Annotated in this window: 12 protein-coding genes; 7 read left to right on the forward strand and 5 right to left on the reverse strand. The window is 64.0% G+C overall.

Annotation, left to right across the window (positions count from 1 at the left end):
* Positions 1-314 precede the first annotated feature (314 nt).
* Together ATJ93_RS11645 and ATJ93_RS11650 are read right to left on the reverse strand one after the other, a co-directional pair.
* Positions 315-1,403, reverse strand: coding sequence for a Gfo/Idh/MocA family protein (locus ATJ93_RS11645; protein ID WP_120244795.1), 1,089 nt, complete (start codon positions 1,401-1,403; stop codon positions 315-317).
* A gap of 125 nt (positions 1,404-1,528) precedes the next feature.
* Positions 1,529-2,497 (reverse strand): sugar phosphate isomerase/epimerase family protein, encoded by a 969-nt coding sequence (locus tag ATJ93_RS11650; RefSeq protein WP_120244796.1) that lies wholly within the window; start codon positions 2,495-2,497, stop codon positions 1,529-1,531.
* 163 nt (positions 2,498-2,660) lie between these two features.
* On the opposite strand from ATJ93_RS11650, the gene ATJ93_RS11655 reads away from it, so the two are divergent.
* Together ATJ93_RS11655 and ATJ93_RS11660 are read left to right on the forward strand one after the other, a co-directional pair.
* Positions 2,661-3,869 (forward strand): ABC transporter ATP-binding protein, encoded by a 1,209-nt coding sequence (locus tag ATJ93_RS11655; RefSeq protein WP_120244797.1) that lies wholly within the window; start codon positions 2,661-2,663, stop codon positions 3,867-3,869.
* Positions 3,870-3,939: 70 nt separating this feature from the next.
* Positions 3,940-4,629, forward strand: coding sequence for a hypothetical protein (locus ATJ93_RS11660; RefSeq protein ID WP_120244798.1), 690 nt, complete (start codon positions 3,940-3,942; stop codon positions 4,627-4,629).
* On the opposite strand, the gene ATJ93_RS11665 is transcribed toward ATJ93_RS11660, so the two are convergent.
* The gene (locus tag ATJ93_RS11665; RefSeq protein ID WP_245977551.1) at positions 4,626-6,293 is read right to left on the reverse strand and encodes a TCP-1/cpn60 chaperonin family protein; all 1,668 of its coding nucleotides are present in this window, start codon (positions 6,291-6,293) and stop codon (positions 4,626-4,628) included. The genes ATJ93_RS11660 and ATJ93_RS11665 overlap by 4 nt on opposite strands.
* Positions 6,294-6,386: 93 nt before the next feature.
* Positions 6,387-6,578: a hypothetical protein gene (locus ATJ93_RS11670; RefSeq protein WP_120244800.1), complete on the reverse strand. Its 192-nt coding sequence runs from the start codon at positions 6,576-6,578 to the stop codon at positions 6,387-6,389.
* 261 nt (positions 6,579-6,839) lie between these two features.
* On the opposite strand from ATJ93_RS11670, the gene ATJ93_RS11675 reads away from it, so the two are divergent.
* From ATJ93_RS11675 to ATJ93_RS11695, 5 genes are all read left to right on the forward strand, one after another.
* Positions 6,840-8,402: a sugar ABC transporter substrate-binding protein gene (locus ATJ93_RS11675; RefSeq protein ID WP_120244801.1), complete on the forward strand. Its 1,563-nt coding sequence runs from the start codon at positions 6,840-6,842 to the stop codon at positions 8,400-8,402.
* A 44-nt stretch (positions 8,403-8,446) separates the two neighbouring features.
* On the forward strand, positions 8,447-9,376 hold the full coding sequence (locus tag ATJ93_RS11680; RefSeq protein WP_120244802.1) for a carbohydrate ABC transporter permease: 930 nt from the start codon (positions 8,447-8,449) through the stop codon (positions 9,374-9,376).
* Between the two features lies 1 nt (position 9,377).
* A complete protein-coding gene (locus ATJ93_RS11685; RefSeq protein ID WP_211334048.1) occupies positions 9,378-10,289 on the forward strand; it encodes a carbohydrate ABC transporter permease in 912 nt (303 codons plus the stop codon).
* 474 nt (positions 10,290-10,763) lie between these two features.
* Positions 10,764-11,222 carry a universal stress protein gene (locus ATJ93_RS11690; RefSeq protein WP_120244803.1) on the forward strand — a complete coding sequence of 153 codons (459 nt, stop codon included), beginning with the start codon at positions 10,764-10,766 and terminating at the stop codon, positions 11,220-11,222.
* A gap of 94 nt (positions 11,223-11,316) precedes the next feature.
* The gene (locus ATJ93_RS11695) at positions 11,317-12,789 is read left to right on the forward strand and encodes a family 4 glycosyl hydrolase (protein ID WP_120244804.1); all 1,473 of its coding nucleotides are present in this window, start codon (positions 11,317-11,319) and stop codon (positions 12,787-12,789) included.
* Positions 12,790-12,941: 152 nt separating this feature from the next.
* On the opposite strand, the gene ATJ93_RS24450 is transcribed toward ATJ93_RS11695, so the two are convergent.
* A complete protein-coding gene (locus ATJ93_RS24450; RefSeq protein WP_120244805.1) occupies positions 12,942-14,999 on the reverse strand; it encodes an ABC transporter permease subunit in 2,058 nt (685 codons plus the stop codon).
* Between the last annotated feature and the right edge of the window lie 281 nt (positions 15,000-15,280).

Below are 15,280 nucleotides of genomic sequence, written 5' to 3' on the forward strand. Positions count from 1 at the left end.
TAGCGCTCTCCGGCCGGTAGCTGGCGGTTTCAGATCGGAACGACGAGCGAGTAGCCGACTGACGACAACCCTATTCGGCACTAGGTTATCGTTACCACACGCCGTTCTATCATTGATAATAATGTTTTTAGAAACAGAATTGTCAACCAGTATCGGACAACCCAGTACACGGTGGTTTCGTCGACACTGGCACGTCTCTGGCCGAGTACGGACCAATCACAAATACTAATTTCTATCAGTAACCGAACTCTTTCAACCGAGACGGATGCTCGAGATGACCGACGGTCGGCGACTCGATAGCGTCCGCCGAGTGGTCACACGGAAACGGATTCGACGGTGTCCGTCAGCAGTTCCTGAACGGCGACGGGATCACCGGTCTCGCTGCTTCGGATCGCCGCCTCGACGAGCGCCATCGACTGGAGGTTGTCCTGCACGTTCGTCGCCATCGGCTCGCCGCCGTCGAGCCAGTCGACGAACTGCTCGACGAGCCACGTGTTCGCCCATTTTTCGCCCTCGAGCAGCGGTATCCGTTCGGCGTCGTCCGCGTCCACGCCCGCGGCGAGCTGCGGTTCGGCGTCCGGATCGTAGGGGTAGCGCTCGAGCTGCCGGCCGTCGAGCTCGAGCGTCGCGTCGCGACACTCGGCGCGGACGTACTCGTTGCCCCAGCCGTTGAGGGCGGCGGCGTTGGTCTTCGCCCCCTCGTAGACGGCGCGAGTGCCGTCCTCGAAGGTCAGGTTGATCAGCGCCTGCGCGTCGCCGGCGTACTCGCCCCACTCCGGCAGCCACGTCTGGGCGTACAGCGTCTCGCAGCGGGCGTCGGCCAGATCCGCGAGGATATCGAGATGGTGAACGCCGCCCTCGATCAGCAGCGGATCCTCGATGTCGTGGCGAAACGCGCCCCAACTGCCGTACGAGCGGCAGTTACACGTAAAGCGCAGCATCAAGTAGTCGAGCGGGCCGTACTCGCCCGAGCGCAGTTCCCGCCGGAGCGTCGTTTTGTCCCGGTCGAACCGGTGACTCATCGTGACGCCCATCTTCCTGTCGGCGCGGTCGACCTTCTCCGCGATGCGGACCGCCGCCTCCAGCGTGTCGGCGATCGGCTTCTCCGAGAGGACGTGGAGGTCGTGGGCTAGCGCCTCGTCGACGATGGCCTCGTGATACTGCGGCGGGACGACGATCGTACAGCAGTCGGCGTCGTGCTCGGCAAACGCCGTCGCTGCGTCGGCGTAACACTGCTCGTCGCTCAGTCCGAGGCCCGTCTTCGCGTTCTCGAGGGCCGCTTCGTCCGTGTCGACCGCGGCCACGACGTTGAGTAGCCCGTCCTCGACGTTCGGCGGGAGATACTGTTTGCACCATCGCTCGCCCTGCCCGCCGGTCCCGACCTGGATTACGTCGTACGTCATTCGGTATCGCTCGCCGATATGTCGGGCGGACGGATATAGTTCGGGTTCGTGTCGGTCTCGCGGCCGGATCTCTCCGTTCCCGGGTCGGATCGACGAGTGCGTCCGCCGGTGATGGCGGCGCGTCGTTACTCAGCCCAGTAGGCTTCGCCCGGCGTCGTCTCGAAGACCGCTCGAGAGAGGACGTCGACGGCCTTCTCTAAGCCTTCGCGGCCGCTGGTCAGCGAGTCCTCGTGTTCGATCGAGAGCGCGCCGTCGTAGTCGACCATCCGGAGCGTCGAGACGACGTCCTTCCAGTGGGATTCGTCGTGGCCGTAGCCGATCGAGCGGAACAGCCACGAGCGATCGGGCTCGTCGGTGTACGGCGTCGTATCGAGGACGCCCTTTTCGCGGGCGTTGGCGTCGTAGACCTTCGTGTCCTTCGCGTGGAAGTGGTGGATAGCGTCTTCCTCGCCGAGCAGGCGGATCGCCTCGGTGACGTCGATCCCCTGCCAGTAGAGGTGCGAGGGATCGAAGTTCGCGCCGACGCGCTCGCCGGTCTCCTCGCGGAGCTTCAGCATGCCCTGCGGTTCGTAGACGAGCATGTTCGGGTGCATCTCGATCCCGATATCGACGTCGTGCTCGTCGGCGAGATCGTTGATCTCGCTCCAGTAGTCGATCGCGACCTCCCACTGGTACTCGAGCGCCTCGAGGTGCTCGCTCGGCCAGGGCGCCGTAATCCAGTTGGGCGTCTCGTCGTTCGGACTGCCGCCGGGCAGGCCCGAGAAGCAGGTGATCGCGTCGACGCCGAGCTGGCTGGCCAGCTTAATCGCGTCGCGCAGTTGCTGGTCGTCTTCCTCGGCGCGCTCGTCGTCCGGGTGCAGCGGGTTGTTGTGCGTCGCGAGCGCGCTGATCTCCATGTCGTATTTCTCGACCGCCTCGAGCACCTCGGCCTGCGCGTCCTCGTCGTCTAAGTGCGTGTCCGTGCTGAGATGACCGTCACCGGTGAAGCCGCCACATCCCAGTTCGACGGTCTGGACGCCGATTCCGGCGAGGTACTCGAGCGCCTCATCGAGGGGCTGATCATCGAGCGGGGCCGTGAGTACGCCGACTTTCATATCCGTTTCAACCGTGTGTCGGCCTGTCACATAAGTGTATATATCGGAGCGAACTCCGGCCGGCGAATCGAGGCCGCTCCCTGGGTGTGAACCCGGTTCGGAATCGAGTCACACGCGAACACCTCCCAAAGAATATTAACAATCGCTTTCGTAGGGAATACTCATGAGTTCGATCGAGTTCGAGGACGTTACCAAGGTGTACGACGGCGATATCCTCGCCGTCGAAGCGTTCAACCTGACGATCGAAAGCGGCGAATTCCTCACGCTCGTCGGGCCCAGCGGCTCCGGGAAGTCGACGCTGCTCCGAATGGTCGCCGGCCTCGAGGATATCACCGACGGGACGATCTCGATCGGCGGCGAGCGGGTCAACCTGTTGCCCCCGCGCCACCGCGACATCGCGATGGTCTTCCAGAGCTACGCGCTGTATCCCCACCTGAGCGTCCGCGAGAACATGGCGTTCGGCCTCAAACGCTCGACCAGCCTCCCCGAGGAGGAGATCTACGAGCGCGTCGAGGACGCGGCCGAACTGATGGGCATTCCGGAACTGCTCGACGACCGGCCCAAACAGCTCTCGGGCGGCCAGCAACAGCGCGTCGCGACCGGCCGCGCCATCGTTCGCGAGCCCGCCGTCTTCCTCTTCGACGAGCCCCTCTCGAACTTAGACGCGAAGCTGCGCAAGCACATGCGTACCGAACTCCAGCGAATCCAGCAGGAACTCGAGACGACGACGATCTACGTCACCCACGACCAGGAGGAGGCGATGACGATGTCCGACCGGATCGCCATCCTCAACCACGGCGAACTCCAGCAGGTCGGCACGCCCCGCGAGGTGTACAACGACCCGCGGAACCTGTTCGTCGCGCAGTTCATCGGCAGCCCGTCGATGAACATCTTCAACGTCCGGTACGAACCCGCCGAGAACGGCGGCCGGCTCACCGGCGACGTCGACATCCCGCTCGAGCCCGAGTACGCTGAGCAGGTCGAGACCGCCGGGAGCACGGACCTGAAGCTCGGCGTCCGGCCCGAACACATCACCGTGAGCCGGACGAGCGACGCGGGCGACATCGCCGCATCCGTCGACATTATCGAACCGCTCGGGGCTCGCGACCTGCTGTACTTCGAACTCGAGGACGAGGGTGACGAGACGCTCGTCTCGAGCGACGCTGCAGCGCTCGAGGACGACGAGGAGACGGCACCCGAGGAGGAAGTCGAGGAGCGCAAGGCGTTCATCGACCCCGAGTCGATCCCGCAGGACGCCGACGAGGTGTTCCTGAATCTGGATCTCGACCAGGCGCACCTGTTCGACACGGAGACGGGGCTCAACATCGCACATCTCCTCGAGCGAGAGCAGGAAGCGGCGCCGACGCCGTGAATCCGACCGAGTCCGCGGTCGCGGCCCCGCCGAGCGCCATCTTTTTTACCGCCCGAAAAGAGGTGAGCGTATGAGCCGTCGCGCGAACGCACCCGCTCGCGGGAACAGGTGGACGGCAGTCCGGCCGTGGCGAAAGCTCGTCCGAGCGAACGACATCGGGGAGATGGTCGACGTGGTCGGCCGGTACGGCTGGCTGCCGGCGCTGGTCGGGCTCGCGCTCCACGCGCTCGCCCGCGGCGCGTTCGAGTACCTGAGCGAGCCGTACATCGTCGTCGAGGGCTACGTCTTCCCAGGCTGGCCGATAGCGCTCGCCGTCAACCTCGTGTTCGGGGCGGCCGTCGTCGCGTTCTCGTGGTTCCTCTACTTCGGTCTGGTCGGCGCTATCGCCGGCTACTTCTCCGAGAAACACGATCTGGCGATAGAGACGTTCAAGTTCGGTGGCTACCTGAGCGTCCTGTTCGCGCCGGTCTTCATCCTCGGCGCCGCGTTGATCGCGACGATCACCGTTCCCGAGGGTGCGACTGCAGCGGCTGCCGGGAGCGGCGAGGAGGCCGTCGAGTTCGCCCTCTCGGCCCACTCGTTCGTCTACGACACGCCGCAGATGCACGCCGTCCGCGTCCTCAAGGCGGTCACCTGGATCGTCACCGGCTTCCTGCTGCTGCCGGTCGTCCAACAACTCTACGAGATCGACGAGAAGCAGAGCGTCCTGAGCGTGCTGCCGGTGACGCTGCTCGGCGTCGGGACCGCGTTTCTCTTCTAACTGGGGGTCCCGGAGGAACCGGCGGCACCAGGCAACTCCTCCGGATCGAACGGCGGCGCGGTGTTTCGCACGACGCTGTCGATCCTGAGCAGCGAGTTCGCGAACTCGACGCTGCGGGCGAGGCTGCTCGTCCGAACCAGTTGCGCGTCGAGCGCGCCGCCGGCCGCGACGACGTCGTCGACGAGGTCGCCGTTCGCATCGATGCCCGCCCGCGTATGCCCTGCGTCGTGGCGCGCGCGCAGTTCGGTGACGGCGTCGATCGGATCCCGACCCGCGTTCCGGGCGAGCGTCCGCGGGATCGACTCGAGCACGTCGGCGAACGCGTCGACTGCAAGCTGTTCGCGGCCGTCGAACTTCGGCGCCAGCTCGCGGACGGCGCGGGCCGCCTCGAGTTCGGCCGCACCGCCGCCGGGGAGGGCAAATGGCCGTTTGACCGCGGCGCGAACCGCGTTGAGACCGACCTTGATCCGCCGCCGCGCCTCGTCGGCGGCGCTCTCGGTCCCGCCCCGGACGACGAGCCCGACGCTGCGCGGATCGACGTGGGCGGGCGCCGTGACCTCGAGCCACGTCGTGTCGTCCTGGGCCTCGCGGAGTCGGACGGCGCCGCGACCGCACTCCTCGACGGACGCGGGTGCGGTCGGCGTGACGGGACCGCGGATCGTCGCGCCCGTGACCCGCGAGAGGACCTCGGCGTCCGAGTCCTTGACGTTCCGAAAGCAGGCGATTCCGCGGTGGGCCAGTTCGGTGCCGATATCGTGAGTGACGTCGCCGGTGACGAACACCGCCGCGGCGTTCGCCCGGGCGATCGCGTCGGCGACAGCCGCGGCTTCGCGCTCGAGATTCGCGACGTTGCCCGCGTAGTCGCCGTCGATCGTAACCGAGGACGAGCGGATCTCCCGGGGCTCGAGCGAGCCGTCGACGACGAGGACGCCCCCGTCGACCGGCAATGTGTCCTCGATCATCGGCTCGGAGGGGAGGAGGCTGCCGGGGATCAGCTTCGAATCCGCGGCGTCGCCGCCCGGGATGGCCTCGATCGACACGTAGCCCAGATGGACGGTCCCTCGCTGGGGTTCCCACGCGCGGAGAACGGCGTCCACGACGTCGTCGCCGAGCCGCTCGAGCGGCCACGAGCCCGCGCGGCCGTTCGTCATGCCGCAGGTCGCGATCCGCTCGAGTCGCGATTCGTCGAACGCCGCGCGGGTAGTTGGGTGGCCGTTAGTGGCGACTGGAATCCCGAGGTCGTCCCAAACCTCGAGCGTTCGCTGGGCGCCGATCGAGAACCCCTCGACGACGGCGACCGGGGGGACGCCGTCCTCGATCAGGTCGATCCCGGTCGCGAGCAGGTCGCTGGCCAGCAGGGTCGTCGTAGTCGTGCCGTCGCCGATCTCGTCCTCGTGGGTCTCCGCGAGCCCGATGAACTGGTTCGCGATCGGGTGGTCGGTCTCGCCCTCGAACTCCTCTAAGATCGCCACGCCGTCGTTGGTGACGAACCCGCGTAGCCGGTCGTCCTGCATGCGCCGGACGATCATCTTGTCGACGCCCAACGGCCCGAGCGTACTCCGGACCAGCTCGCCCATCTCGAGGGCGGCGCGGCGAATCCCCAGTCTCGTTTCCTCGGGCGATAGCCGTTCCCAGCTGCCGATCGTCGCGTTAGACTCCGCCATATCCATCGGCCTGTGTATCGTTCTCGTATTGCATAAATTCTTTCGTAGTGGGTCTCGTCGTCGGTCTCGCCCTCCGCTGCCACCGTCCGCCGGCTACTGGACGAACAGCCGGTCCGCGACGATCGCGAAGCCGATGAGCAGGGCCAACAGGTACGCGACTTCGAAGACGAGTCCCCACCCTTGCTCGAGGATGTACTGGATGCCGGCGTACGCGAGGATCAAAAACGCGAGCGAGAGTGCTCCGGCTATCCCGACGGTTCGCGACGAGAGACGCTGTACTGCCATCGTGGTTCGACAGGTCCCCGTGGATCGTAATAAAATATGGTGATCGATCACGACATGTTGGGCGGGTAATGGGTGGAGAAAGCGCGTCCGCGTTCGGAGCCGGTGGGCGTTGAATAGCAAATCAGTCGTTCCGGCGTCCGATAGCGGCGTCTCGAGGTTTGCTCCCGACAGCAACCCAATGATAGATCAGGAAGTAGTTTAATTCTGGATACCACTTTGAAAAGATACTTATACGATACCATGTACCATCTCAGTACACCTATGTCACAGAGGGACATGTCTGGTGGGAACACCCATGACACAGCGGAGCCATCGGCATCGACCGACGAGCCGGACGCCGAGGAGTACTCGCGGCGCGGCTTCATGGAGACCGCGGGTGCGATGGGTGCCGCCGGTGCGACCGCCGGCCTGGCCGGCTGTGTCGGCGGGGACGACACCGAAGGGACCGGCGAAGGCGACTTCCTCTGGTGGACGATGCGTGGCTACATTCAGGAGGAGGAGCAGGCGCTTCGGGACACCGCTGCGGAGTTCGAGAACTGGTCGGACGAGGAGGTCAACCTGACAACCGAGGTCATCACGTGGGATCAGGTGTTCGAATCCTGGGCGTCGGCGATTCAGGGCCAGAACACGCCGAACGTCAGCGAGATGGCCAACGAACACGCCGTCGACTACGGCTCGCGCGGCGTCGTGCGGCCGAACACGGAACTGTTCAACGAGTACGACGACTGGTACGACACGCCGTCGTACTGGGGTAACTACGACGGTGAGGTCTGGGGCTTCCCGTGGTTCGTCGAGGTCCGGAACTTCTACGCGAACACGGACATCCTCGAGGACGCCGGCCACGATAGCGTCCCCGAGACGTGGGAAGAGATGGTCGATACGGCCACGGACGTCGAGAGCGAGACCGATAAGACCGGGTTCGTCTCCGCCGGATCGCAGTCCACGGGGACGGGGCAGGTTCTCTACGGCGCGGCCGTCCAGGCTGGCGGCGAGTTCTACAACTACGAGGACGACCAGTGGACCGTCGAACTGGACTCCCCGACGTCGCTGTTTGCCCACCTCTGGATGGCCAGCATGCAGGAGGAGTGGGAGATCGGTCCCGGCGGCTGGGCCGGGATGGACGGCACCGACGCCGAACAACTCTACCGCGAGGGCGAGGCCGCTTTCATGATCAACTCGGGCGACGCGGCCAACAGCATGATCGACGAGGGCGACGCCGTCGCGGACTCGACCAGTCTCGAACTGATTCCGGAGGGCCCGATGGGTACCAACACCGCCTTCATGGGCGGAAGTTGCCTCTCCGCGTTCGAATCGGACTTCACCCAGCACAACGTCGAGGACGGCCTCTCGATGTCGTTCATCGAGTACATGACCAACCCCGACACCATGGAGGGGTACTACCCGGACGCGACGCCGAACTTCCTGCCCGTTCGGGAAGCCCAGGAGGAACTCCCGCCGTTCACCGAGAACCCGACGGACATCCCCGACGAGTGGATCCAGAACCGGCTGGACCAGGCCTCGGACAGCGCCCGCTACGGGATTACCGGCCCCCAGCGGAACGCGCCGTTCCTGGGCGACCTCGAGGGTACGACCGACGCGTACTCGGTCGCCATCTCCGGGATCCTCGGCGCGAATCACGATCCGAAGGAGGCGCTCGTCGACCTCGCGAACGACGTCCGCTCGACGATCAGCGACTCCGACGCCGTGGACTACGAACTCGAGCAGAGCGACGAGCAACCCTCGCTCGACGACCCACCGGACGAACTGCAGGACTGGATCGACGGCAGCAACGGCACGCCCCAGATCTGGAACCCCTACGAGTAACGGAATCACCTAGCTTTATAGACCACCTTGATGGGAACTAACACATGGCAACGCGATTAGGCACGCTCCGCGAGTTCGAACTCCCGCGGGAGTACTACCACTGGCTCTCGAAGGAGAGCGTCTGGGGCTGGCTGTTCCTCCTGCCGTCGCTGCTCGCGCTCGGGCTGGTGAGCGTCTATCCCCTCTTCCGGGGGATCTACCTCAGCTTCTTCGAGTACGACGGCATCGGCGACCCCGAGTGGGTCGGCCTCGAGCACTACGCCCAGATCGTCGGCTGGACGGAGTTCTGGGTCGTGATGCGAAATACGCTGGTGTGGGCGTTCGCGGCGGTCGTGATCATGGCGCTGATCGGGCTCGGGTTCGCAACCCTTCTCAACCGGGAGTTTTACGGCCGCTCGGTCGCGACGACGCTGCTCCTGCTCCCGTGGGCGATCCCGTTCATCTCGATCGCCTTCAACTGGCGGCTGATGTACGACTACGAACTCGGCGCGATCAACGGGCTCTTCCGCACGCTCGGGCTCACCGACGGCATTCAGTGGCTCGCGAGCTCGCGCTACGCGCTGTTCTCGATCATGCTCGCCTGGGTCTGGCGGAACTTCCCCTTCTTCATGCTGACCTTCCTGGCCGGCATGAAGGGCATTCCGGGCGACCTGTACGAGGCGGCTCGCGTCGACGGCTCGACGCGGCTGGACACGTTCCGGCACATTACGCTGCCGTTCCTGCAGCCGGTTGCAGTCGTGATGACGCTGCTGATGAGCCTCTGGACGCTGAACCACTTCACGCTGATCTACGTGATGACCGGCGGCGGCCCGGGCAACTCCTCGATGGTGTTGCCGGTGTACATCTACCGGCAGGCGTTCCACCTCCAGAACATGGGGCTGGCGAGCGCCATCGCGGTCGTCATGCTGCTGGTCATGCTGACCTACGGGCTCATCTACCTGCGACTGTACCGCGAAGACATCGGAGGGAAATAACATGGCAACGGACACGCAACCCGACCCCGCTTCGGTTCCGGAGGGCGAATCGAACGCCGGCTTCCTGTGGCTGGGTCCCGAACGCACCGCGCAGGCGAAACGGGTTGGCTTCCACGCGCTGCTGTGGTCGCTGATCGCGCTCGTCCTGTTCCCGGTGTTCTGGATGTTCGTCGTGTCGGTCAACCAAACCTCCTTCGAGGCGTTCATCGGCGATCCCGTCGGCTGGGCGGCGAACGCGAACCTCGAGGGCTACCGCGACGTCTGGTTCGGCTCGGACTTCCGCTACTGGTTCCGCAACAGCCTGCTGGTCAGCATCGGCGCGACGATCTTGAGCATCGCGGTCTGTACGCTCGGCGCGTACAGTATCGGCCGCCTGCGCTACCGCGGCCGGAAGGCGGTGGCGACGTTCCTGCTGATCACGCAGATGTTCCCGGCGATCCTGATCGCGATCCCGCTGTTCCTAGTCTTCCGGGACATCGGGCTGTTCAACACGCTCACCGGGCTCGTCATCGCGTACGTCGCGTTCACGCTCCCCTTTGCGATCTGGATGCTGCGCGGGTTCTACGAGAACCTCCCTGAGTCGCTCGAGGAGGCGGCGATGATCGACGGGAGCACGCGGTTCGGCGCCGTCGTACGAGTGATCCTCCCGCTGTCGGCGCCGGCGATCGCGACGACGGCGATCTTCACGTGGGTCCAGGCGTGGAACGAGTTCGTCTTCGCGCTAATCTTGATCAACGACTCCCAGACCCAGACGTTGCCGCCGGGGATGTCCCAGTGGGTCGGCCAGTACGCGCTCCAGTGGGACATGCTGATGGCCGGCGCGCTCGGCGCGACGCTGCCGATGCTGATCGTCTTCTTCCTGCTCCAGAGCTACATCGTCAAGGGGCTGGCGGAAGGCGCCGTCAAGTCGTGATCTGTTGGTCGAACGTCGATCCCGATCGCGACGGTTTGTTTTCCGTTCTCGAGTCGTTCGGCTACGACTGCCCGTCTCTCGAGGAGCGACTCGAGCCGCAATCGTCGCTCCTCGTCTCGTCCTCGAGAACAGCGTCGATTCTCATAGTCGAAACATCGTTCGATAATCGATAACGCGTTCTAGATAAACTGCTGTCAGGAGACGAAAATTGATCCACGCGGAGACGCCGGATAGAGCCTTGCTACCAGCCCTCGATCCGATCTTCCGGTATGAACGGAGAATCAATGCTATTTCGCGTGTGTCTATGGCCGCTGGTTCAGATAGAACGCTGTTCTCTGATATGATACACTACTGAATCATACTCTCGAGGTCACTCACCTACTGCGCAATGGTGAGCACGTCGCTACGTATAGGGCGTAGCAGCGTTCCGGTCCGGGCGGTACGTTTATTTGATCGTGAACGAATGCGGGAGACATGGATCGCGCACTCGTCGTCGTCGAATCGTCGGAGTTCGCCAAACGCCTCATTCGGGAAGCCGGCGAGTTAGCCGCCGGCGTCGACGCCGAACTCAAACTCCTCGCGACGATGGACAAGGACGAATACGAACAGGACATCGAAACCATGTCGACGATCGCGAACGTCGAGGGAACGTCGTACTCGCCCGACGACGTCAAAGAGAGCGGGCGCCAGTTCGCCGCCGACCTCGCGAAGTCGCAACTCGAGGATCTCGACGTCGACTACGAACCGCTCTGTATCGTCATCGACGACGGGCCGGAAGCCCAGGAGATCGTCGCGACGGCCGAGAGGCACGACTGCGATCACATCTTCATCGCCGGCCGCAAGCGGTCGCCGACCGGAAAGGCGCTGTTCGGCGATCGAACGCAGGGCGTCATTCTCAACTTCGACGGGATCGTCTCCGTCGCAACGAACTGACCGGCTGAACACACTTCGCCGGTCGGGAACGAATACGGATTGATCTTACTCGTACCCCGGGTTTTATGCCAGTGGATAACACTCACTCCGTACGATGTCACAGCAAGTACACTCTGCAGTCCGCTCCGAATCAGCGATCGACCCCGACGATATCACGATCGCGTACATCGGCGGCGGCAGTCGACAGTGGGCACCGAACCTGATCCGCGACCTCGCGCAGTCGGACTTACACGGACAGGTCCGGCTCTACGACGAGTACTACGAGAGCGCCCAGTTGAACGCCGAGTTCGGCAACTGGGTCCACGACGAGGCCGACGTCGAACCCTCGGCAGACTGGTCCTACGAGGCCGTCGAAGACCTCGAGGCGGCGCTGTCCGGCGCCGACGTCGTTATCCTCTCGACCCAGTACGATCCGGCGGAGACGTTCGTTCACGACCTCGACATTCCGAAGGAGTACGGCATCTACGGGGCCGTGGCGGCGACGATCGGCCCGGGCGGCATCTTCCGGGCGATGCGGACCGTCCCGCAGTACCGAAAGTTCGCCGCCGCAATTCGCGAGCACTGCCCCGACGCGTGGGTATTCAACTACACGAACCCGGTCCATTTCGTGACGCGGGCGCTCTACGACGAGTACCCCGACATCAACGCGCTCGGGCTCTGTCACGAAGTGCTGGGCACCCGCCACCGCCTCGCGCACTACGCTCGCGAGGAACTCGACATGGACGCCGAGCGGGACGACATCTCGGTCAACGTCAAGGGGATCAACCACTTCACCTGGGTCGACGAGGCCCGCTGCAAGGGTGTCGACCTCTGGCCCGTTCTCGAGGAGCTGGTCGAGAGCGACCACGCCCGTCAGGAATTTTCCTGGGACGACCTCGCCGAGGAGAGCGTCTTCGTCGACAACTGGCAGGTGACCTGGGAACTGTTCCGGCGGTTCGACGTCCTCCCGGCGGCGGGCGATCGCCACCTCGTCGAGTACGCGACGTGGTTCATCCAGGACGGCCAGGAGGGGCTCAACCGCTGGGGCGTCAAGCGCACCGGCAGCGACTACCGCTCGAAACACTGGACGCCCGCCGAGTCCGACCAGACGACCGACGTCGAAGCCTGGCTCGAGGGCGAGAAGGAGTTCGAGCTAACCGAATCCAACGAGGTCTTCGTCGATATCCTCCGCGCGCTGGTCGGGCGAGACACCTACGTCACGAACGTCAACCTCCCCAACGTCGGCCAGGTCTCGGACCTACAGGACGGCGCCGTCGTCGAAACGAACGCCGTCGTCCGTAACAACGAGGTCAAGCCGACGGCCGCCGGCGGCTTCCCGCGGCCGGTCCGCAGCCTTATTCGCGGCCACGTCGACACTATCGAAACCGTCATCGAAGCCTCTCGCGACGGCGACGTCGACGCCGCCTTCCAGGGCTTCCTCATCGACCAGCAGACTCGGACCCTCCAGACCGAGGAGGCCCGCGAACTGTTCGCCGAACTCGTCGCCGCCGAAGAGTCCTACCTGCAGGACTGGGCGCTCGAGGACTCGTCGGTTCTCGCGGAAGCGGACGCGTACCCGGCGAACTAATCCAGCGCTGATTTTCGGCGTCTCGAGAGTCGAGGGCGGTGCTCGTTCGCTGCAACCCAACTGCTCGCTCGAGGCGACCGATAGTGACGAAAAGCGTCGAAATCGAAGGGGAAACGAAAACCCGAATCGAACGGAAAACGCGTTTCGGCGGCTCAGACCGGCTCTTCTTCATCGACCGACTTCGCGTGGCGGGCGCGGATCCGCGGGTTGCTGATCCGGTCGAGCGACTGCGAGACGAGGATCAGACCCATCGACAGGACGATGATGAACACCGCCGGGACGGCGATGTAGTGAACCTGTCCGAGAGAGTACAGCGCGTTGTTTCGCTGTGCTGCGTCGAGGACGACCCCCCAGTTACGGGTGCTGCGCGGCAGGAAGCCGAGGAAGTACAGCCCCACCGAGGAGAAGATGATGTTGCGGGCGTTGTTGGCGAGGTTGATGAGGATGTACGGCCAGATGTTCGGCAGAATGTCCTTCAGGATGATCGAGAACGTATTGACGCCCATCGCGCGAGACGCCTCGACGTACTCCTGACTTCTGACCTTGAGCACTTCGGAGCGGATCGAGCGCCCGAGACCACCCCACGCTGCGACGGAGAGGACGAGCCCGACCATCGCCGGGTGGCGCGGTTCGACGATTGCGGCGATCACGATGATCAGCGGGAGGCCGGGAACGGAAACGATGATGTCACACAGCGTCATCAGCAGACGATCGGTGTTGCCGCCGCGGAACCCGGCGGCTGCGCCGATACTGACGCCGAGCGTGACCGTCGCGAACGCACCGACCGTAATCATGATCAACACCGGCGAGGTTCCGTGGACCATCAGCGAGAGCAGGTCCTGGCCGCCGTTGGTCGTTCCGAGCGGGTGTGCGAGGTTCCCGTCGAGGGGCGACACCCACCGCTCGAACGTCGCCGTCGGACTCGGAACGAATCGCGGGCCGAAGACGGCAAGCAGTACGAACCCGCTCAGGATCGAGGTCCCGAGAAAGCCCCGCCAGTCGCTCAGCACGATCTTCGCGGGCGCGTAAAGGGACCGATCGAACTTCCGGTAGAGGACGTCCTTTCGGTCGACATCGATAATGTCCTCCTCGCCGAAGAAGCCGTGGGTCGTCGTGCCACCGTCGGCACGCTTTTCGCTGCTGTTCGTCAGGCGCTTGATGTAGCGCTTGATCTGGGTTCGGATCGGAACGCCCGCTGCGCTCCCGTAGACCTCCATGTCGTCGCCGCCCGTCTTCGCGCGCGGGTCGAGGCGGCTGTACGTGAGGTCCGCGATGAACATCATGATGACGACGGTGATACAGATCACCATGAACCCGCCGACCATCAGCGGGTAGTCACGGTTCTGGACGCCCTCGTACATGTACCACCCCATCCCCCGGTACTGGAAGATGTCCTCGAGAATGATCGAGCCGCCGATCATGAACCCGAGGAGCAGGAGGAGGCCCGTGTACAGCGGCAAGATCGCGTTTCGCATGACGTAGCGTAGGGCGATCCGAGTCGGCGGGAGCCCGCGGAGGCGAGCGACCCGTATGTGGTCTGAGCCGAGGACGCTGATCGAGTTCCCGCGCATACTGAGCGACGCCGCCGCCCCCGTCACGATCATCGAAAGGATCGGCAAGGCGGCGTGGTGTAACGCGCCGAAAATGAACTCGCCGTTCAGACCGATATCGGCGCCGCCGGGATACCGCGAGCCGGTCGGGAACCAGCCGAGCTGGTACGCGAAGACGAACGACATCAGGAGCGCAACCACGTAGTAGGGCGTCGAACTCTCGACGACCGCGACGACCGTCATCGCCGTGTCGAACTTCGATCCCTCGTAGTAGGCCATGATCGCGCCTAGACAGATGCTCGTCGTGAACGTGACGACCATCGCGATGGACATGTAGAAGATGGTCCACGGTACTGCCTCGGCGAGGATCTGATTGACGGATTCCTGCTGTGACATCGAGTACCCCAGATTACCTTGCAGCATCGACGACATGTAACTGAGGTACTGCTCGTACATCGGCGCGTCGGGATTGATGTTGATGTAAATCTCGACGAGCCGCCGCGCCGCGTCCGGGTTGTTCGGATTCTCGGACAACATCTGAGCAACCATGGCCTCGAACGGGTTGCCCGGCATCAACCGCACCAACGCGAACGTCAGGTGGAACACGACCACGACGGTCAGCACGCTCTGTCCCACTCGCTTAATAAGCCAATTAGTCATCGTTTATTGATACTGATGTACTGCTTCCCAACCCTAATAAAATTACTGTTTCAATAAGAACGGACTGCCGCGAAAAGGGGCGTATCCCTCGAGATTGTTCGGCGATTATCCAACAATCGGCTACCTTTTCAGTGAAATAGGCGGTATCATTTCGGAGTTGACGGCGGAATCCCGTAGAACGATAGTTACGTTTCGGACGTCGATTCCGGCAGGTCGGTAGCGACAACTCGGTCGGACGGGTGGGCGAGCGACGATCCCCTTCGCCATATCGTTCGTCCGCT

The organism is Halopiger aswanensis (assembly GCF_003610195.1).
Taxonomy (GTDB): domain Archaea; phylum Halobacteriota; class Halobacteria; order Halobacteriales; family Natrialbaceae; genus Halopiger; species Halopiger aswanensis.

Coding starts and splice junctions, on each gene's coding strand:
- ATJ93_RS11675 (WP_120244801.1), top strand. CDS start 6,840: ATGTCACAGAGGGACATGTCTGGTGGGAACACCCATGACACAGCGGAG.
- ATJ93_RS11670 (WP_120244800.1), bottom strand. CDS start 6,578: ATGGCAGTACAGCGTCTCTCGTCGCGAACCGTCGGGATAGCCGGAGCA.
- ATJ93_RS11695 (WP_120244804.1), top strand. CDS start 11,317: ATGTCACAGCAAGTACACTCTGCAGTCCGCTCCGAATCAGCGATCGAC.
- ATJ93_RS11685 (WP_211334048.1), top strand. CDS start 9,378: ATGGCAACGGACACGCAACCCGACCCCGCTTCGGTTCCGGAGGGCGAA.
- ATJ93_RS11665 (WP_245977551.1), bottom strand. CDS start 6,293: ATGGCGGAGTCTAACGCGACGATCGGCAGCTGGGAACGGCTATCGCCC.
- ATJ93_RS11680 (WP_120244802.1), top strand. CDS start 8,447: ATGGCAACGCGATTAGGCACGCTCCGCGAGTTCGAACTCCCGCGGGAG.
- ATJ93_RS11655 (WP_120244797.1), top strand. CDS start 2,661: ATGAGTTCGATCGAGTTCGAGGACGTTACCAAGGTGTACGACGGCGAT.
- ATJ93_RS11660 (WP_120244798.1), top strand. CDS start 3,940: ATGAGCCGTCGCGCGAACGCACCCGCTCGCGGGAACAGGTGGACGGCA.
- ATJ93_RS11690 (WP_120244803.1), top strand. CDS start 10,764: ATGGATCGCGCACTCGTCGTCGTCGAATCGTCGGAGTTCGCCAAACGC.
- ATJ93_RS11645 (WP_120244795.1), bottom strand. CDS start 1,403: ATGACGTACGACGTAATCCAGGTCGGGACCGGCGGGCAGGGCGAGCGA.
- ATJ93_RS24450 (WP_120244805.1), bottom strand. CDS start 14,999: ATGACTAATTGGCTTATTAAGCGAGTGGGACAGAGCGTGCTGACCGTC.
- ATJ93_RS11650 (WP_120244796.1), bottom strand. CDS start 2,497: ATGAAAGTCGGCGTACTCACGGCCCCGCTCGATGATCAGCCCCTCGAT.